The following is a 20,220-nucleotide window of genomic DNA, read 5'->3' as shown; positions in this document are numbered from 1 at the left end:
TGCTGTAGAATTGAGTTTTTATTGCTGAGTTATAAAAAAACCTCCAGTGAGGAGGCTTTCAACAGCGAACGGGATAATTTAAAAAATTATGCTGCGTCTTCTTGCTCTGGGGTATCAGCAACAACTTCAGGTTTTGTTACCTTCTTTTTTGCTGCTGGTTTTGCTTTTTTCGCGCCTAACGCAATTAATACTTCTTCACGCTTTTGCGCTAAGAACATAGATAGTTCTTCTTGCTTGGCTTCATCTTCGAAAAGTTCACTTTCGCTAAGTAAAGTAAACATCTCGTCAGCCATATCTAGCATTTTGTCGTATGCGTCGGCTTCGGATTTAGAGGTGAAAGTCATCTTTTCTTCTCCGTTGCGCTCAACTACATATTTGACGATAACAGCCATGGTCATCCTCTCCCGAAATTGATTTACTGGCTGTTTATACAGTAGCATACTAGCTTCGTCCAGTGCTAAGCGTGTTAATGTGATGACCAGAGAAAAATTTGACCAAATTTACATCAGAGCAGCAGAAAGAAAAGGGGGCGATATCGCATTAGAACAGCGATTATCACTGCCACTTAGTTGCAATGAATTAAAAGCGATCACAGATGATCGGTGGCTTGCGTGTTTAACCCAAAAAATCTTTCAGTGTGGTATTCGCTGGCAGGTTGTACGAAATAAATGGGCAGGTTTTGAAGACGTGTTTTTTGGTTTTAATATCGAAAAAATGGGCTTAATGCCTGAGGAAATGTGGGAGCGTAAAGCGCAAAACCCCGAAATTATTCGTGATTTAAAGAAGGTAATGACGATCCCTGAAAACGCCAATATGATCCATCGTGCAGCAGTCGAGCATGGTTCATTTGCTAATATGGTTGCCGAATGGCCAGAGCAAGATATTGTAGGCTTGTGGCTTTATTTAAAGAAACATGGCAAACGTCTAGGTGGCAAAACAGGTGCTTATAGTTTACGTGCGATGGGCAAAGACAGTTTCTTGTTTACCAAAGATGTGGAAAGTTATTTACGCCATACGGGGATAGTGGATGGTGGGCGAGACACATTAAAATCATGGCGAAATGCGCAACATGCATTTAATGATTGGCAACAAGAATCTGGCCGCTCATTAACTGAGATCAGCCAAATCATTGCTTACAGCGTGGGTGATAATCGTGTTTAGCAAGCTTGTTTAAGGCGTGTATGGCGATTAATCAAATGTCCATTGCTGACTAAATTGAATAAAGGATTCTAGCAATGGGCTTTGGTACTTTTCTTTATGGAAAATCAGCCAGTATTGTCGGCGCATATCTAATGGCATGGGTAATAAGACTATCCGTTCTTCTTCTACTGCATGTAACGCTGCACGTTGTGAAATACAGGTAATGCCAAGTCCTGCTGCAACACTATTGATGATCGCTTCTGTGGTGTTTAGTTCAAAAGCTGGCGTCCAGTGCTCTAAGCGTGGTGCTAAACGATTTAAGAAAAACTCGCGTGTGCCTGAGCCTGATTCACGCAGAACCCATTCGGAATCTTCCAGATCCGATAAACGTAATTCTTCAATTTTGGTCAATGGGTGATCAGGATGGCAAGCCACCACCATATTATCTTCGAGCCATGGCTGCACAATAAGATCTGAGTGTTGGACCTTACCTTCCACAAAGCCCACATCTAATTCAAATTCACTGAGTTTTTGACATACTTGTGCGGTGTTAGAAATAAACAGTTTTTGGTGACGATGTTGGGTTGCTGAGCGGAAATCTCGAATTAAAAAAGGTGTTAGCTGATTGCCTACAGTATCACTTGAACCGACTTTTAACTCGCCAGCAATAATATCATCTTGATCAAACAGTTTTTCGATGGTGTTAGAACGCGCTAATAGTTCGTCAGCCAAAGGTAGTAGTTTCTTACCTTGTTCGTTGATCAGTAGGCGATTATTGTTGCGATCAAACAGTTTATGATCAAGCTGCTTTTCTAGCTCAGACAACGCCATACTCACTGCAGGCTTAGATAAGAATAACTTCTCAGCGGCTGCGGTAATGGTACGTTCTTGGGCTACGGTTACGAAAACTTTCAATTGTTTTAGCGCTATATTCATAACTATCCTTTGTTGAAAACTCATTGTGCAAGGTCGTTATTTATCATTAATGAAGGTAAAATCTCGCCTCTAAAATTTTAGTTAAGTTTAACTTAACATATAGTTAAATATATTCAGATATTATAAAACAATCAAGCTGGATATACTTAGTTACATCAAAAGAAACAGACAATTCGCTAAGAGCTATTAGGTAAAGGCGGAGAGAGAACATGATTAAGACGACGAAAAGAAAAGTAGCTGGTGCACCAACACCAATGGCAGGTTTAGCACTGGGTATTGGTAGTATTTTATGGAGCTGGGAGAATGGTGCGACACTTCATGGTTATGCACAAATAACTGGTGCAGTTATTGCGGCATTGATGCTACTCGTTTTAGTTGCAAAATTTATATGGCATCCAAAATTATTATGGGGTGATTTATCTCACCATGTTGTTGGTAGTGTTGTGCCAACGTTTGCGATGGCATTAATGGTGGTATCAAAAGCGATTGGTTTATATGTATCAGCGCAAGCAGGTGCTTACCTTTGGTTATTTGCAGTCGTGCTACATGTTATTTTCTTAGCATTGTTCTTATACCATCGTGCATGTGACTTCCATCTTCACCACATGGTACCTAGTTGGTTTGTTCCACCAATCGGTATTATTGTTGCTGATGTGTCGTTCCCTGGTATTGCAGAGCTACATCCATTAGCAAACGTATTGTTAATCTTTGGTATGTTGTCATACGCAGTTATGCTACCAATGATGATTTACCGTTTTATGTTCCGTGATGAAGTGCCAGATGCTGCAAAACCAACCATTGCAATTATGGCTGCACCAGCAAGTCTATCATTAGCGGGTTACTTAACAGTAACTGCGAACCCATCACCAGTAGTGGTTGCATTACTAGCAGGGATTGCAGTATTGATGACAGCGGTAATTTACTTAGCTTTCTTCCGTTTATTACGCTTAGATTTCAGCCCTGGTTACGCAGCTTTTACGTTCCCAATGGCTATTGGTGCAACAGCACTATTTAAAACAGCGGCATGGATGAAAAACTACGGCTTTGATGCTCACTATGTCGCGCAAGTACACGGTTTAGCAACTCTTGAGCTTTATGTCGGAAGTATTATTATTGGCTATGTAGCAATTCGTTATTTAGCATTTTATCGTCCATTCGGACTTTTTAAGAATAACAGTGAACACTGTCCACAAAATGTTTGATAGCGATGGTAATACAGGCAGATGAGTTAAGGTTATTTGCCTGTACGATCACTGATGTTTTGTGTGTTGCCCGATCTAAAGATCGGGCTTTTTTGTTTTAGGCCTAAGACGATATTGTTAATATTTCTGCCTGTATGTATTTACAGTGTTCAATTCATGGTAGACAATTTAGTTATTCATCACCTGCTGTGAGATACCTTAGTGTTTACCGTCTACCATTCAAATCAACTCGACTTGCTTAAATCTTTGCTGGTGGAGCTTATTAAGCTACAGCCATTAGCCAATCCATTTGAAAAAGAACAGATTCTGGTACAAAGCCCAGGGATGTCGCAATGGTTAAAAATGGAACTAGCAAAGTCATTGGGTGTGGCTGCTAATATAGATTTTCCACTGCCTGCGACCTTTATTTGGAAGATGTTTACGCAGGTCCTCGCTGATGTACCAGAGCGCAGTGCATTTAACAAAGAAGCGATGACGTGGAAGTTAATGCAAGTGCTACCAGCACAGTTTGAGCAACCGGAGTTTGAAGCACTACAGCGGTATTTAGACGGTGATGACGACAATTTAAAGTGCTATCAATTAGCGGAAAAAATTGCCGATATTTTTGACCAATATTTAGTGTATCGCCCTGAGTGGATCCAACAGTGGGAAGCGGGGGAAACGGTCGCTGAATTAGAAGATGAGCATCCTTGGCAGCCTATTTTATGGCAAGCACTGTACGATCAAACCTTGGCACTTGGACAATCGCCTTATCATCGTGCCAACTTGTATGAACATTTTATTGAAACACTACAAAACTACAGCGCTTCACAAGGTAAAGAAGCATTAATTGCAGCAGGTTTACCGCAGCGTTTATTTGTTTTTGGTATCTCATCATTACCCCCACGTTATCTAGATGCACTTGCTGCTATTGGTGAGCATATTGATGTGCATTTAATGTTTACTAACCCTTGTCGTTATTACTGGGGAGATATTCGTGATCGTAAACACCTTGCGCGACTTGCTGCCAGTAAGCGGGTCAAACTTCATAATATCGCAGAGCAACAAGATATTGATGCCACGATTGAAGTACTAAAAGACAACGATGAAAGCCACTATGATGATGAAATGCAAAATGGCATGGTGGGTAATAGCTTATTAGCCTCTATGGGTAAGCTTGGTCGCGATAACATGTATTTGTTATCAGAGATGCAAGTTAACGAAGTGGATGCCGGTTTCGTTGATATTGAATCAGATACTTTATTACATGCCATTCAAGCTGACATCTTAAACTTGGTTGATCGTCAAGATGATACCCAATTAGATTCCAGTGAGCATAAGTTTCCGATTATCTCTGATGATCAATCGCTCTCTATTCATGCTTGTCATAGCCCAATGCGTGAGGTTGAAGTGCTTCACGACAAGCTGTTAGCGATGTTTGAGGCAAACCCTAATCTGAAACCACGCGATGTGATCGTGATGGTGGCAGACATCAATGCCTACAGTCCCGCGATCCAAGCGGTATTTGGTAATGCACCGGGTAACCGCTATATCCCATTTTCGATTTCTGACCGAACCGCAGAGCAAGAAAACCCGATCTTGTTGGCGTTTTTACGTCTGTTAACTTTGCCTGATAGTCGCTGTCATGCTTCAGAACTGTTAGAGCTATTAGAAGTGCCAGCGGTGATGAATAAGTTTGGTTTTGATAGCCAAAGCTTTGAGAAAGTAAAACAGTGGATCGAAGAAGCGGGAGTTCGCTGGGGCTTAGATCAGCATACATCTAGCCAATTTAATCTTCCTGAGCAGATGCAAAACACTTGGCTGTTTGGTATTCAGCGCATGCTGTTAGGTTATGCCATGCCCCATAATACTGGTTTGTTTGAAGGCATTTCTGCTTATGATCAAGTACAGGGTATTGATGCGGAGTTAGCTGGGCAGTTAGCTGGCTTTATTGATTGCTTAATTAGTTATCGTGAAGTGTTAGCACAGCCACATTTGGTGACAGAGTGGGCGGATACACTGAACCAAATGCTGGATGATTTTTTCGCCGTGGAACTGGAAGGTGAACTGGTTCTTAAATCTATTCGCGATAACTTACACCGCTTGCACGAACAACTCGATGATGCGGGTTATCAAGGTGAGATCACACCAGCAGTGCTAACTCAATATTTACGCGATAAGTTATCGGGTGAGCGAGTAAGCCAACGCTTCCTTGCTGGACAAGTGAATTTTTGTACCTTAATGCCAATGCGTTCGATCCCCTTTGATGTGGTGTGCTTGCTTGGCATGAATGATGGTGCTTACCCTCGAAATATTGCCCCTGAAGGGTTTGATTTAATGAATGGTCGCACTAAAGCGGGCGATCGTTCTCGTCGTGATGATGACCGTTATCTTTTCCTTGAAGCATTATTATCAGCGCAAGAAACCTTATATATCAGCTACGTGGGTCGCTCAATTCAAGACAACGCAGAAAAAATTGCTTCTGTGCTTGTCAGTGAGCTGGTGGAATATTGTCAGCAAGGTTATTGCTTAGAGGGAGATGAATCTCTTCCTGTCGATCAATCAGCAGAAAACATTAAACAAAAACTGATTGAGCACCATCCCTTAGTGCCATTTAGTCCGAGCGCATTTACTGGAGAGAGTGGCAGTTATGCCATTGAATGGCTACCTGCTGCTGCTCGTGAAGGGCAAGCGAGCCAACCTTTCCAATTAGGTGAACTCCCTCCAGAGCCGATTGCCGATGATCAACAACAAGTATTAGAGCTTGCTGAGTTGCAACGTTTCTGGCGTTTACCGGTACGCTATTTCTTTAACCGTCGTTTGAAAGTCTACTTTGAGCCGCCAATGGGATTATTGGAAGATGATGAACCGTTTGTGCTGAATCATCTTGAAAGCTATCACGTTAAAGATGAGCTATTAGCATTATTGCTTGATGCTCAAATGACCAATAAAGATCCGGATCAGATTTTCAATCATTTCGCCCAAGAGCAAAAAGCAGCGGGCAAGTTACCTGTTGCTGCATTTGGTGATATTGATTTAGATGCCAGTCGTCTAGCTGTACGTGAGTTAGTGAGCCAGATTGAGCCATTAATTCATGCACCATTAGATGATCAGGAAGTAGCAATAACACTAACGATAAATGGTCATGCCGTATTACTTCAAGGTTGGCTGAAACAGCGCTATCAATCAGGTTTAATGCGTTTTCGTAGTGGTAAAGTGCGCTCGGTAGATTTACTCGCGGCTTGGTGTGATCACTTATGTTTAGCGATTAGCCAGCCAGAATTGAATCAGAAAACACATATTATTGGCACCGATAAACACCTTGTCATTGATGCGATCGAAGCGAGTAAAGCACAAGGTTATTTACGAGAGCTTATCGAGTTGTATTACCAAGGCTTGAATCAACCTTTAGCGTATTTTCCGAAAACAGCACATGCAGGTATTCAAGCGTGTGTTGATAAGCAAGGTAACTGGAAAGACGATGAACAAACCATCGAGAAAGCCTACAGCAAAATGGCAGATTGTTTTAACGATGGTTACTTCTTTGCAGGTGAAGGCGCGGATGAATACATCAATCGAGTATGGACACATTGGAATGATGAACTTGCACAGAATAGCTATGTGTTAGCACTGAAAGTACTACAGGCTGCGGTATTAAATAGTGAAGAAGTAAAGCCGGAATAAGGGAGTAGTGTGGCCGCCAGCAAATCATTATTAGTTGTAGGGTGCTTGCTGTACGGCCACCGGTCCAGAGGTGACCAAGTTTCTGGCGCTGATACTAACCAACCGCTGTAATACAAACCGTGAGTAAGTTCTCACAATATTAGAATATAACAAGATTTGATCGCTCAATATTCGCTTATAAGTGTTTGATCACAGTAGTGATGTGAGCAAGATCACCTTGAGCTTCAAGGGATCATTGGAGTGATCGAGTTTTACGATATGGGACAAGTAAAATCATGACGGTACAAACGCAAACCAATATTTTGCAGCCAATGGCCTTTCCATTGCATGGTACACGTTTAATTGAAGCCTCTGCCGGTACGGGCAAAACATTTACTATTGCCAGTTTATACCTGCGTCTATTACTCGGTCATGGTAATACAGAAACGCGTCATGCCGTTGAATTAACCGTTGATCAAATTCTGGTGGTGACTTTTACAGAAGCGGCAACGGCAGAGCTTCGCGATCGTATTCGTGGCCGTATTCATGATGCGCGTTTAGCGTTTAGTCGTGGTGTGAGTGGCGATCCCGTTATAGCCCCGTTACTGCAAGAGTATCCCGATCATAAAGCGGCAGCCAATATTTTACTGCAAGCTGAACGTCAAATGGATGAAGCGGCTATTTATACCATCCATGGTTTTTGTCAGCGAATGTTGACTCAAAACGCGTTTGAATCAGGCTGTCGTTTCAACAATGAATTTGTCACCGATGAAAGCCAATTGAAGAACTTGGTGGTAGCGGATTACTGGCGTAGTCATTTCTATCAGTTACCACGAGCGCTTGCTTGCCAGATCCGTGATTTATGGTCATCGCCGCATGCGCTATTAAAAGATATTGGCAATAGCTTAACAGGTGCCCCCGTTAAACTTTCTGTAGCGGCTATGACGGCAAGTTTAGAGCAGTTACATCAGCAAAATATTGAACGCATTAATGAATTTAAAGCATTATGGAAACAGCACTTCGCTGATTTAGAAGCGTTAATTGCAAACTCTGACGTGAATAAACGTAGCTATACCAAAAAGAGCCTACCAACGTGGCTCGCTCAAGTGAATGAATGGGCAAATCAACCGACTGAGAATTATGATTTACCGGATAAATTAGAGAAGTTTCACCAACAGGAATTGATCACTAAAACCCCGAAAGGTGAAGCACCACAGCATGCGGTATTTGTTGCGGTTGCAGATTTACTTGATAACCCAGTTACATTACGCGATCCCTTATTAGCGCACGCGATTGAACATTGTCGTATTTTACTGGCGCAGGCAAAAGCCCATAAAGGGTGGTTATCGTTTGATGATCTCTTAACGCAGTTAGGTGCTGCGATCGACAACGATCAAGATGATCTCCTAGCAAGTAAGATCCGCAGCCAATATCCAGTTGCGATGATCGATGAATTCCAAGATACCGATCCCCTGCAATACGGTATCTTCAGTTCGGTGTATAACGATCACCCTGAGTGTGGGTTATTTATGATCGGTGATCCTAAGCAGGCGATTTATGCGTTTCGTGGGGCAGATATTTTTACTTATATTCAAGCCCGTCGTCAGGTTCAAGATCATTACACATTAGGTACCAACTGGCGTTCAACGGCAGATATGATTGCGTCGGTAAATAGCGTGTTTGATACCCCTAATAGCCCGTTTATTTATGATCAAGATATTACCTTTGATCCTGTTAGTCATAGTCCGAAAGCACCAGATCGTAGCTGGTGGCTAAACGGCGAACAACAACATGCGCTCACGTTCTGGCTGCAAGATAGCCTCGATGGCAAGCCTATTACCAAGGGCGATTATGAGTCGACGATGGCAACGGCGACAGCAGCACAAATTCAGCATATTTTAGAGCAGTCACAACAAGGACAAGGCTACTTTTTAGATAAAGAAACTCAGCACCCAGTGAAAGCGGGTGATATTGCGGTGTTAGTACGTACAGGACGAGAAGGTAAGTTGGTGCGTGAAGCACTGGCAAAACAAGGGATTGCCAGTGTGTATTTATCTAATCGTGATAGCGTTTTTTCCACTGCAGAAGCGGCTGATGTACAGCGATTATTACAAGCGGTACTAACACCTGATGACGATCGCGCATTGCGTGCTGCGTTGGCATCAGGGTTGTTTTCTTTAACCGCAATAGAGCTCGATACGCTTAATAATGATGAGAATGAGTGGGAAATTGCAGTAAATAGCTTTAAGCAATACCGTCAACAATGGCTCAAGCGTGGTGTGATGCCTATGCTACGAAGCGTGATGGCGAAAAACAATATTGCTGAGCGTTTATTAGTGGAAGAAGGTGGTGAACGTCGTTTAACTGACTTACTTCATATTGGTGAATTACTGCAAGAAGCGAGTCAAACCTTAGACAGTGATTATGCGCTATTACGTTGGTTGGCTGAAAACGTAGCTGAGCCAAACGGTAATTCTGATGAGCAAATTTTGCGTTTAGAGTCCGAACGTAATTTGGTGCAGATTGTTACCATCCACAAATCAAAAGGATTGGAATACGATTTAGTCTTTATGCCGTTTGTTTGTAGCTATCGTGAAGTCGATAGTAAAGGCGAAGTGAAGTATCACGATGAAGACGATAACGTGACGATTTTAGATATTACCAAGCACGCTGATTCTATTTCTAAAGCTGATAAAGAACGCCTCGCAGAAGATTTACGTTTAATTTATGTAGCGTTAACTCGTGCAGTTTATGGCTGTTTTGTTGGTATGGCACCAGTACGTAATGGTCGCAGTAGCAAAGAGCCTACTGGATTACACAAATCAGCGATGGGGTATTTAATTCAAAATGGAGAAGAGTGCGGTGTTGCAGCACTAGAATTAGCACTGGCTAAGTTATCTGAAGCGCAACCGACGATCACTATTGCTGAACCTCCAGTATTACCTGTCGATAAGTGGGCAGGACAAAATGAGCAAACTGATGCGTTGAATCGTCGTGAATTTGAGCGTCAAATTGAACGTAATTGGTGGATGACCAGTTATTCCAACTTGGTGAAACAAGGTCATCAAGCACATCATGATAGTAGTTTAGATCTTCCTGGATTTGATATCGATTCTGTACAGAAAGAAACGCCAGAAAACAGTGAAACGGAGGTGGAGTTAGAGCCTGAATACTCTATTTACACTTTCCCTCGCGGTGCGCGTCCGGGGACATTTTTACATACGGTGTTTGAAGAAATTGAGTTTACTCGTCCTGTCGATAGCCCAGAAACTGTCGCTAAACTGACGGAGCTATTGCAACTTGAACATTACGAGTTAGCGTGGCTACCTGTATTGCAGCAATTAATTAAAGATGTTTTGCACTGTCCATTAGATGGTGAACAATTGCGATTGGCAGAAAAAACACCACAACAACGTTTAACGGAAATGGAGTTTTTACTCCCGATTGAAATGTTGCAATCACCGCTACTTAATAAAGTCATTGCTAAGCATGATTCTATTTCCGCTAAAGCTGGTGAGCTTGGCTTTAGTACGGTCAGCGGTATGCTTAAAGGTTTTATTGACTTGGTGTTTGAACATCAGGGTAAATATTACGTATTAGACTGGAAATCGAATTATCTCGGAGATGATCCACAGGTGTATCGTGGTGAGCAGTTGGTTGAAGCGATGCGCGATCACCGCTATGACTTGCAGTATCAAATCTATGCCTTAGCGCTGCAACGTTTCTTGCGTAGCCGTATTCCAAACTACGACTATGAGACTCATTTCGGTGGTGTGTATTACTTGTTCCTACGTGGCATTCAAGCTGGTAGTGACAGTGGGATTTTCCATGCGAAACCATCGCAAGCATTGTTAGAAGAACTGGATTTATTAATTGATGGAGCATTACCTCATGCTTAAACGACTTCAAGCGTTAACCAAACAAGGTGTGTTGCGTCAGCTTGATTATCAGTTCGCAAAATTTGTCGCGCATCATAGCCCTGCAGATCAAGCTGATTTAGCCGCACTTGTGGCAGCCCTTGCCAGTAATGAATTAGGTAAGGGGCATGTTTGCGTAGTGCTAGATACACTTTCGCCTCAGCGTTTATTTAGTTTGCCATCACGTGTTGCGATTGAGTTGTTAGAAGGCGTGCCAGAGCCTTCACAATGGGGAGAGCTATTAAGCCATTTTGCGGTGGTATCAAGTGTGCAAACCGGCAAGGTGCAAGCGAGCCCTTTAGTTATTGAGCATGGACGTTTGTATCTAAGTCGTTATTGGCAATTTGAACAAACCGTTGCTAATAAAATCCTCATGATGGCAAACAATGCAGGAGCAGAGGATGTACGATTTAGTACGACTGCTCTCAACGTTATGCATCAGGCATTAGATGATTTATTTCCTGTTACTTACGGTTACTTGTATGAAGCTTTATCTACAGCGACAACAGCTGATGCACGCCAGAGGTTAGTGTGTGACATGCTTGATGTGGTGAAACCGGAGCAAGTTGACTGGACGAAAGTCGAGCATATTTTAGTGAATGCGACATCGCAAAAAGATCTGTCTCAATTAGATGGGGTGATCCCACTTGATGCCTGCTTAAATTGGCAGAAAGTGGCAGCAGCAGTGGCATTGACACGTCAGTTTGCAGTGATCTCTGGCGGCCCTGGTACGGGTAAAACAACCACAGTCGCTAAATTACTTGCGGCATTAGTGATGCAAGCCGGTGATGAGCATGTACCTAATATTATGCTGGTGGCACCGACAGGTAAGGCGGCAGCACGTTTAACAGAATCGATTAGTTCTGCGGTGAAATCATTGCCCGTTGAGGCATCAGTAAAAGAGCGTATTCCGACGCAATCGAGTACGATCCACCGTTTATTAGGGGCAATTCCGGGACGCGTTGAATTTCGCCATCATAAAGATAATCCCTTACACCTTGATGTGTTAGTGGTTGATGAAGCCTCAATGGTTGATTTACCTATGATGGCACGATTGCTTGATGCGATGCCTGCTGGCGCGAAACTGATTTTATTAGGAGATAGAGATCAGTTGGCATCGGTTGAAGCGGGTGCTGTACTCGGTGATATCTGCTCATTTGCTAATCAAGGTTATAGTGGAACGCAAGGGCAAGTGCTTAGCCAGTTGACGGGCTATGACCTCCATAGCACCTCACTAGATTTAAGTTTGGTGGCCGATTGTTTATGCATGCTACAAAAGAGTTACCGTTTCCACGCTCAATCTGGTATTGGTCAGTTAGCGAAAGCAATTAACAGCGGTCGTCCTGCGTTGGTGGAAAAAGTCTGGCAGCAAGGCTTTAAAGATATTCATCATTACGCCTTATCTTCTGACAGTTATCAGTCGATGATTAATCAGGTGACGACCTTCTACTTTGATTATTTAGATGCGATTGCTGCACAACGTGAACCTAAATTGGTGCTAGATGCGTTTGCGAATGTGCGCTTGTTATGTGCATTGCGCGAAGGTGATTTTGGTGTTGTAGGGTTAAACTACCGGATAGAAAAAGAGTTAACTCACCGCGGTAAAATTAACCCGGGAGACGATACGTGGTATCAAGGTCGCCCAATTATGATCACCCGAAATGATCATGCCGTTGGTTTATATAACGGTGATATTGGTATCACTATGTTAGAGCCAGAAACGGATGCCGTCGATGGTGTGCGTCGTTTGAAGGTCTATTTTGAGATGCCTGATGGAACGATCCGTGGATTCTTGCCTAGTCGTATTCCAGAGCATGAAGTGGTGTATGCGATGACTATCCATAAATCACAAGGATCTGAATTTGCTGATACCGTAATGGTGTTGCCGAATGACTTTACACCGATCTTAACTCGAGAATTGATTTATACCGGTATTACTCGTGCAAAAGCGAGATTGTATCTTTATGCTCAACCAGACGTTATTCGTCGTAGTGTGCAAGTAAGAACTGAGCGAGCAAGTGGTTTATCTGAATTGTTAGTGTAAACCTGTATCTATCAATAAAAACGCCAGCATTTGTGCTGGCGTTTTTTATTGTTCGTTATTTAAGGTATTACTTAAACATGTCTAACAACCAGTAACTAACAGGGTTATCTGGACATTGGTAAGGGCCACATTCAAGGAATGTAGAAATAACATTAATTAGAACGGCCACAATCGCTAGAATACAAACAAACTTACCAAATTTGTTCATTTGATAATTTTCGCTTGTCCATTCTTTATTCCAAAGTAGGAGAAGTAGTGCGACACCGGCGATAGCCATAGCAAAGATCACAAATGCCCATGTGTAGTAGTGCATACCAAGGATCGGGCTACCAAAACCCGGTGTGCCAGGGATAACGTGTAGCGATACTTGGCGAAGCGCTGTCGCTGCGCCAAATAATGCACCGACTAAGATCACACCATAATGGCGTTGCTGAGTGCCATAAACGACATTAAGCATAAAGCCGAACATTACCATAACAAAACCAAGACGCTGCAATAAACACAGTGGACAAGGTAATTCATTCCAAGCAACTTGTAATACTGAGCCCATTAATAATACAAAGGTAATACCTAATAGACCCAAACTATTAAGAAGGGTTACATGTTTATTATTCATTAATCATTCCCCCTCTATAATAAAATCGATAGTGAATCAGTGGCATGGTGATGAAACCAATATAAGCCAATAATTACGGATGCGGCAAAAAATGCATATCCTACGTTTTTCTTACCAATGAAAGCGCTGACCATTGCAATCAAAAGTAATAGAAATATTAAACTCATCATAAGTTGATTTAACCTGAAGTAATTTGTATTTTTTTAATGTATTTGTATCGTTATCTTAGTTGAGCATGTTTTTAGTAAAATAACTCTACACAGACAATTTTACGCTCTTAAGTCACCCTTTTGTTAATTTTCTGTCAATTATTTTACTTTTGTAATGAGTATCTTTGATCTTCTTTGGTAATTATAGAGTGCTTTTTTGGCCATTGGCAGCCTATCTACATCACATTCAGAAAAGCCTTGTTCTCGGAACCAGTGCAAGCTTCGAGTGGTTAATACAAATAAGTGTTCGAGGTTTTGTTGGCGTGCTTGTTGGCATAACTCATTGAGCAGTAATACACCGCGATTATCATCCCTAAAGTCAGAATGAATTGCGACACAAGCCATTTCAGCCATTTTCTCTTCGGGAAAGGGATAAAGGGCAGCACAGCCGATAATTAAATTGTCACGCTCTACAATCGTAAATTGAGTAATTTCTTGCTCTAGTTGTTCTCGGGAACGTCGAACTAAAATTCCCTCTTGTTCTAATGGCTGGATCAGATCCAGAATGCCACCAATGTCGTTAATATTGGCGCGTCGTACTTTTTCTGCACTCGCCATTACGATTTGGGTACCGATACCATCAAGAGAAAAAAGCTCTTGAATTAATGCACCATCTTCTTTGTAGCTGATCAGGTGGCTGCGAGGAACGCCAGCTCGACAAGCACTAATAGCGCCACGTAGGAAACGTCCTGTACCACAGTCTTGCGCACGCTGTGCAACAAGTTTTTGATGGATATGTTCAGCTTCGTTTGGCAGTAATTCAGAGATAATTTCATTGTTGTCGCCAATGACTCCCTGCTCTGAGCAGAAACCAATAAGTTTGTCGGCTTTTAAGCGGATAGCCACTTGGGTTGCGACTTCTTCTGAGGTGAGATTAAAGCATTCTCCGGTTACTGAACTCGCAATTGGGCCGAGTAGTACAATGGAACCTTGCTCTAACTGGCGTTTAATCGCATCGGTATCAATACGACGAATTTTTCCACTATGACAATAATCTACGCCGTCATCGACACCGAGAGGTTGGGCGATAATAAAGTTGCCACTAATGATATTAATCTGCGCGCCAGCCATTGGGGTATTATGGAGCCCCATTGAAAAGCGAGCGGTGATATCTAACTGAAGTTGTCCCGCAGCTTGCTTAGCAATTTCTAATGCTCGTTCATCGGTAATACGGATCCCTTTATGATAAGGAGAATGACAATCTTGCTCTGCCAGTAACGTACTAATTTGCGGGCGAGCGCCGTAGACAATAACGATTTGAATGCCTAGGCTATTAAGTAGTGCGATATCATTGACGATATTATCGAAGTTGGGATCGGCAAATGCCTCTCCACCCACCATGATCACCATGGTTTTCCCAACATGCGCATTTAGGTAGGGAGCTGATTGCCTGAATCCTTTAACCAGCGGTGTACTACGTCTTTTCACTATCTGACATCCATGTACAAAAAAGTTATATGGATAAAGTAAATTAATTTGTCAATTTGTACAGTATTTAAGTGATAGTATTTACAAAGATGTTATGGCAGTGATTTTAATTTAACATTGCGAACAATCTGTTATTTTAAATTGTATTAGTGGTTTTTGTGGAGGTGGGAATTGGATAAAGTACAATCATCTAAAGTCAGTACTTCTCATCTGATGACAAAACATTCACAAACAATTATTTTGATCTTGCTATTAGTTGGTGGTTTAGCACTAACTAGCCTGTTTGTATCAAAAACAGCATTATCTTCTTGGTTAAAGCCTCCTTCATCTGTAGACATCTATGGCTCTTGGAAAGAGCATGATGTCGCGCAATATGCGGCAGAAAGTTTTGAAGTCCGTCCATTGGGTATTTATCGTGATGGGCGGCTAGTAACGACACAGTATTGCTGGGATGGCCAAACATTGAGCTATCAATTAGGTGAACAGCATTACTCTTATCTTTATCATAAGAACAACTTTATCCGTCAGCAGCCTGCACATTACATTTCTACATTTGTACGCACACCGTTACGACTCGATTAGATCAATTTTAGTAGCTCATGGATGGAACTTTGCTTGAGTGCTATTTGTCTCAAGAGATCAGCTATCTGTGGTGTACCGCCGAGACAATGTTGGATAACGTGGTTAATTTGGTGTTGAGGAACTCCTTCGCTAGTTAAATTCCTGATCCATTGGTATTCAATAGCATTGGGATCTAACAAGGTATCTTTGCCAACTTTAAGTGGTGATTGCATCTCTTTATATCCTTATGAGTGCGTTATTTTTATTATTCGTTTGTAAGTTGTTTATTTTTTATTACGATTTTATTAAATCGTTTGTATATGTCAAGAATATGACACTGGGGGAGTTATTAACAATATAAATATCTATATTCGTTGAGTGAAAATGCAAACACTACAATGACATTTAGATACAAATATGACTTAAGATTATTACGTTATATTGTTATTGATTTGCTACTATTGCCTTCATTCACATATATCTACCATATTAGCTGTATCTCGCATTTTAAAATTTTATAGGCTTATCTATCGTGTTACGTAAAGCAGCAATCGCTATTATTATGTTTGGTTTAGTAGGTTGTGCATCGAATAACGATGCACAATCAACTAATGAACAAACCGCTATTCAAAAAAATCCATTAGCTCACCAATATCTTGGTAACTATTTTTCACATGTATTAAATCGTGTTTCAACAATTAAGTCAGATAAGCAGCGAGATTACACCACCTTTGCTCCCCAAGCTGAAATGGTAGTCACACGTTCTCCATCAATGGCGCGCAAATATGGCCCGTTGTATAACCAGCTTGAAAAATGGATCAGTGCTGGTGGCGATCCAAGCACATTAGCAAGTTACGGTATTGAAGCCGCGCAAATGGGCGGTGGTGATAATAAAGGTAATGTGATGTTTACTGGTTATTATTCGCCAGTGATCGAGCTACGTCATACGCCGAACGCCACGTTCCGTTATCCTGTCTACGCGATGCCAAAATGCCAAGGTCGTTGCCCATCACGTGCTGAAATTTACAATGGTGCGTTAAAAGGTAAAGGCTTAGAGCTTGGTTATAGTAAATCTATGTTAGATATCTTTATGATGGAGGTGCAAGGTAGTGGTTTTGTGCATTATGAAGACAATGATCAATTAGAATACTTTGGTTATAACGGTAAAAATGGTCACCGTTATGTGAGTATTGGCCGAGTATTGATTGATCGTGGTGAAGTGCCGAAAGAAAAAATGTCACTGAAAGCGATTCAAGAGTGGGTATCTACCCATAGTGATGCTGAAGTACGTGAACTGTTAGAGCAAAATCCATCATTTGTTTTCTTTAAACCAACGAAAACGTTAGATGTTAAAGGCAGCGCGGGTATTCCGTTACTTGCTAATGCTGCAGTAGCGGCAGATCGTAAATATATTCCAATGGGCTCTGCGCTATTAGCTGAAGTACCAGAGCTTGATGCTCAAGGTAATTGGACGGGTAAGCACGTATTACGTTTATTACTGGCGTTAGATACTGGCGGTGCTGTAAAGAAAAACCACTTAGATCTTTACCATGGTATGGGTAAACAAGCGGGTACTGATGCGGGTCACTATAAACACTTTGGCCGTGTATGGCGCTTAGGCTTAAAAAATACAGCGACACAAGACCCGTGGTTAAAACCATAATCTCGTCACGTTAGATGTCATGATCGCCTATTGGGCGTCATGCTAACAACTGGACAATTCTATTAAGAGTGCGTATAAAAACGCACTCTTTCTTTATCCATCAGATCAGTGAAGAAGTACTATGCGTGAACTTGATACTCCAGCATCCGACAGTTATAACCAACGTTTTGGCGGCACACGTCGCTTATATGGTAATAGCGAAGTAGACATTCTTCGTGCTGCACATGTGTGTGTGATTGGTATTGGTGGTGTTGGCTCATGGGCGGCAGAAGCGTTAGCACGTTCAGGTATCGGTGAGCTTACCCTGATAGATATGGATGATGTGTGTGTAACGAATATTAACCGTCAAATTCATGCTATGACAGGGACGGTAGGTAAAAGCAAAATTGAAGTGATGGCTGAGCGTATTCACTTAATCAATCCTGAGTGTAAAGTGAATCTGATTGATGATTTCATTACGCCTGAAAATCAAGCTGTATACTTGTCAAAAGACTTTGATTACGTACTCGATGCGATAGATAGCATTAAGCCAAAAGCGGCACTGCTGTCATACTGTAAAAGCAATAAAATTAAGGTTATCACCACAGGTGGTGCTGGCGGTCAAATGGACCCAACACAAATTCAGATCGCTGATTTAACCAAGACAATTCAAGATCCATTAGCGAAGAAGTTACGTGATACCTTGCGTCGTCATCATAACTTCCCGAAAAACCCAAAACGTAAGTTTGGTATTGATTGCGTATTTTCAACAGAGCAACTGAAGTATCCACAAGCCGACGGCTCTGTGTGTGCAGTAAAAGCGACAGCAGAAGGGCCTAAGCGTATGGATTGCGCGAGTGGTTTTGGCGCGGCAACCGTTGTGACTGCAACGTTTGGTTTTGTCGCAGTATCACAAATATTACGTAAGCTTATCGAAAAACATAAACAGTAATCGATAGGCAGTTACATGAAAAAGGCAGATCATATGATCTGCCTTTTTTATTACTCTGCTATTTCTAGGACTGATAAATCTTGTTTAGCGTGCGAGTTGTTTTATTTGCTCAACAATCGCTTTTAACCCATTGCCACGAGACGGACTCAAATGGGCAATTAAACCGAGTGAATCAAAGTAGCCATCAATATCAAATTCACTGATCTCTGTACGCGTTTTACCGTGATAAGCGGCAAGTACGAGTGTTATTAAGCCGCGAACAATACGCGCGTCAGAATCAGCTTGAAAATAAAAGTGATCACCAACTTGCTGGTGGCGAAGCCAAACTTGCGATTCACAACCACTGACTTTTAACTGCTCATCTTTGTCTTCTTCTGCCATTACCGGCAGTTTCTTACCTAGCTGAATGACAGTACGGTAGCGATCTTCCCAGCCTGAAGCGTTTTGCATTTGAGCAACAATGTCTGTATCTGAAATGTCGGTGCCGAAAGGGTGATGGGGAAGTGTAAGTTCAGTCATAGTATTCAATCCAGATAACCGCATTAAAGTAAATCACAAGCTTTGTGTAGTGCATTGATAAAGCGCTCTACATCTTGCTCGGTGTTATAAAGCGCTAATGATACGCGTAATGTTCCTGTTAAGCCTAGTGCATCAAGCATGGGATGTGCACAGTGGTGACCAGCACGCAGCGCGATATTTTGTTGATCTAATAGGGTCGCAATATCTTGATGGTGCACCCCATCAACGACAAAAGAGAATAAACTTGCCTTCGGTTGTAATCCTATAATACGTAAGCCATCAATATTTTTAATGCCTTCGATGGCTTTGTGGCGCAAGTTTTCAATATGTACTTCAGCGCCTTGTCTATCCAGTTGCTTGAGCCAATTAATTGCTGCGGCTAACGCTAAACATCCTGCTACATTTGGGGTGCCAGCTTCAAATTTACCCGGTAGTGCGGCGAAAGTTGTACCTTCAAAAGAGACTTTTTCCACCATTTTACCGCCGCCGTGCCAAGGTGGCATTGCTTCAAGTAGCGCTTGCTTGCCATAAAGAACGCCAATACCAGCAGGAGCATATATTTTATGGCCTGAGAACACATAGAAGTCAGCATCAAGTGCAGTGACATCAATATCTTCATGAGCAATACCTTGTGCGCCATCAATCACAGCAATTGCGTTGTGCTGGTGAGCTGCGTGAATGATTTCTTCAATTGGGTTACGGGTACCCGTAACATTGGTAATGTGGGCTACTGCAACGATTTTTGTTTTATCCGATAAGAGCGAATAAAACGCCTCTAGATCTAAAGTACAGTCATCGCGCATCGGAATTTTAATGACGCGTGCACCGGTTTCGGCCGCTATCATTTGCCATGGCACGATATTGGCGTGATGCTCTAACTCACTGACTAGAATTTCATCTCCTGCCGTTAGATTTGCGCGGGCATAAGTTTGAGCAATTAAATTTAATGCTTCTGTTGCGCCACGTGTCCAAATAATTTCTTTGCTGTGCGCTGCGCCAATGAAGTGTTGTACGGTTTCTCTTGCTTGTTCAAAGCGCAGTGTCGCATTCGCTGTGAGGCTATGACTGCCACGATGCACATTGGCATTATAACCACGATAGTACTCAGTGATTGTATCAATAACCACGGCTGGCTTTTGTGCGGTTGCTGCACTGTCTAGGTACACTGGCGGTAATTCACCATCTGTGTGTTGCAAGGCAGGGAATTGAGCCAAAATAGTTGAGATATCAAATTGAGTGGTCATGGTTGTTCACATAGCTAAGATTGAACGAAGGATCATGCTAATAAATAAGTCAGAGAGCAAGTATTGATGGCTTTATATTGATAAAAAAATAGCACTGCGTTGGGGCGCAGTGCTAAAAATAGCTTTGACTGTATAGTCAAAAATACAGGAAATAAAGGATGGTTATTC

The 20,220-nt window shown here is 42.1% G+C and carries 16 protein-coding genes; 8 read left to right on the top strand and 8 right to left on the bottom strand.

The annotated features are described in order from the left end of the window. Positions 1-86: 86 nt before the first annotated feature. On the bottom strand, positions 87-392 hold the full coding sequence (locus tag BTO08_RS10265; protein WP_105060894.1) for a YebG family protein: 306 nt from the start codon (positions 390-392) through the stop codon (positions 87-89). 82 nt (positions 393-474) lie between these two features. On the opposite strand from BTO08_RS10265, the gene BTO08_RS10260 reads away from it, so the two are divergent. Then, positions 475-1,161, top strand: coding sequence for a DNA-3-methyladenine glycosylase I (locus BTO08_RS10260; RefSeq protein WP_105060893.1), 687 nt, complete (start codon positions 475-477; stop codon positions 1,159-1,161). A gap of 27 nt (positions 1,162-1,188) precedes the next feature. On the opposite strand, the gene BTO08_RS10255 is transcribed toward BTO08_RS10260, so the two are convergent. Beyond that, entirely contained in the window at positions 1,189-2,076 is an 888-nt protein-coding gene (locus BTO08_RS10255) for a LysR substrate-binding domain-containing protein (protein WP_105060892.1), read from the bottom strand. 209 nt (positions 2,077-2,285) lie between these two features. Between BTO08_RS10255 and BTO08_RS10250 the strand changes: the two genes are divergently transcribed. The 4 genes from BTO08_RS10250 to recD all read left to right on the top strand — a co-directional run bounded on the left by BTO08_RS10250 (position 2,286) and on the right by recD (position 12,881). Beyond that, a complete protein-coding gene (locus tag BTO08_RS10250; protein ID WP_105060891.1) occupies positions 2,286-3,278 on the top strand; it encodes a TDT family transporter in 993 nt (330 codons plus the stop codon). Between the two features lie 201 nt (positions 3,279-3,479). After that, entirely contained in the window at positions 3,480-6,941 is a 3,462-nt protein-coding gene (gene recC, locus BTO08_RS10245) for an exodeoxyribonuclease V subunit gamma (RefSeq protein WP_105060890.1), read from the top strand. A gap of 275 nt (positions 6,942-7,216) precedes the next feature. After that, the gene (gene recB / locus BTO08_RS10240; RefSeq protein ID WP_105060889.1) at positions 7,217-10,819 is read left to right on the top strand and encodes an exodeoxyribonuclease V subunit beta; all 3,603 of its coding nucleotides are present in this window, start codon (positions 7,217-7,219) and stop codon (positions 10,817-10,819) included. Further along, a complete protein-coding gene (recD, locus tag BTO08_RS10235) occupies positions 10,812-12,881 on the top strand; it encodes an exodeoxyribonuclease V subunit alpha (protein WP_105060888.1) in 2,070 nt (689 codons plus the stop codon). Before recB ends, recD begins: the two co-directional genes overlap by 8 nt. A gap of 67 nt (positions 12,882-12,948) precedes the next feature. Here recD and BTO08_RS10230 read toward each other — a convergent pair whose 3' ends face one another. The 3 genes from BTO08_RS10230 to argA form a co-directional block, all read right to left on the bottom strand. Next, positions 12,949-13,497, bottom strand: coding sequence for a disulfide bond formation protein B (locus tag BTO08_RS10230; protein ID WP_005371573.1), 549 nt, complete (start codon positions 13,495-13,497; stop codon positions 12,949-12,951). A 14-nt stretch (positions 13,498-13,511) separates the two neighbouring features. Continuing rightward, on the bottom strand, positions 13,512-13,667 hold the full coding sequence (locus BTO08_RS22430; protein WP_005371575.1) for a DUF5993 family protein: 156 nt from the start codon (positions 13,665-13,667) through the stop codon (positions 13,512-13,514). 138 nt (positions 13,668-13,805) lie between these two features. Further along, complete coding sequence (argA, locus tag BTO08_RS10225) at positions 13,806-15,134, bottom strand: amino-acid N-acetyltransferase (RefSeq protein ID WP_105060887.1); 1,329 nt, start codon at positions 15,132-15,134, stop codon at positions 13,806-13,808. Between the two features lie 171 nt (positions 15,135-15,305). On the opposite strand from argA, the gene BTO08_RS10220 reads away from it, so the two are divergent. Continuing rightward, on the top strand, positions 15,306-15,716 hold the full coding sequence (locus BTO08_RS10220) for a DUF2850 domain-containing protein (protein WP_105060886.1): 411 nt from the start codon (positions 15,306-15,308) through the stop codon (positions 15,714-15,716). On the opposite strand, the gene BTO08_RS10215 is transcribed toward BTO08_RS10220, so the two are convergent. Next, complete coding sequence (locus BTO08_RS10215) at positions 15,713-15,928, bottom strand: hypothetical protein (protein WP_005371580.1); 216 nt, start codon at positions 15,926-15,928, stop codon at positions 15,713-15,715. The genes BTO08_RS10220 and BTO08_RS10215 overlap by 4 nt on opposite strands. Positions 15,929-16,227: 299 nt before the next feature. Between BTO08_RS10215 and mltA the strand changes: the two genes are divergently transcribed. Together mltA and tcdA are read left to right on the top strand one after the other, a co-directional pair. Next, positions 16,228-17,358 carry a murein transglycosylase A gene (gene mltA / locus BTO08_RS10210; RefSeq protein WP_105060885.1) on the top strand — a complete coding sequence of 377 codons (1,131 nt, stop codon included), beginning with the start codon at positions 16,228-16,230 and terminating at the stop codon, positions 17,356-17,358. 121 nt (positions 17,359-17,479) lie between these two features. Then, complete coding sequence (gene tcdA, locus BTO08_RS10205) at positions 17,480-18,289, top strand: tRNA cyclic N6-threonylcarbamoyladenosine(37) synthase TcdA (protein WP_105060884.1); 810 nt, start codon at positions 17,480-17,482, stop codon at positions 18,287-18,289. Between the two features lie 84 nt (positions 18,290-18,373). Here the strand turns inward: tcdA and csdE are convergent, their stop codons facing one another. Together csdE and csdA are read right to left on the bottom strand one after the other, a co-directional pair. Further along, the gene (csdE, locus tag BTO08_RS10200; protein ID WP_105060883.1) at positions 18,374-18,808 is read right to left on the bottom strand and encodes a cysteine desulfurase sulfur acceptor subunit CsdE; all 435 of its coding nucleotides are present in this window, start codon (positions 18,806-18,808) and stop codon (positions 18,374-18,376) included. A gap of 23 nt (positions 18,809-18,831) precedes the next feature. Then, positions 18,832-20,052 carry a cysteine desulfurase CsdA gene (gene csdA, locus BTO08_RS10195; protein WP_105060882.1) on the bottom strand — a complete coding sequence of 407 codons (1,221 nt, stop codon included), beginning with the start codon at positions 20,050-20,052 and terminating at the stop codon, positions 18,832-18,834. Positions 20,053-20,220 lie beyond the last annotated feature (168 nt).

This window comes from Photobacterium angustum (genome assembly GCF_002954615.1).
In the GTDB taxonomy this organism is placed as follows: domain Bacteria; phylum Pseudomonadota; class Gammaproteobacteria; order Enterobacterales; family Vibrionaceae; genus Photobacterium; species Photobacterium angustum_A.
This window is presented reverse-complemented; position numbering and strand designations above follow the sequence as displayed.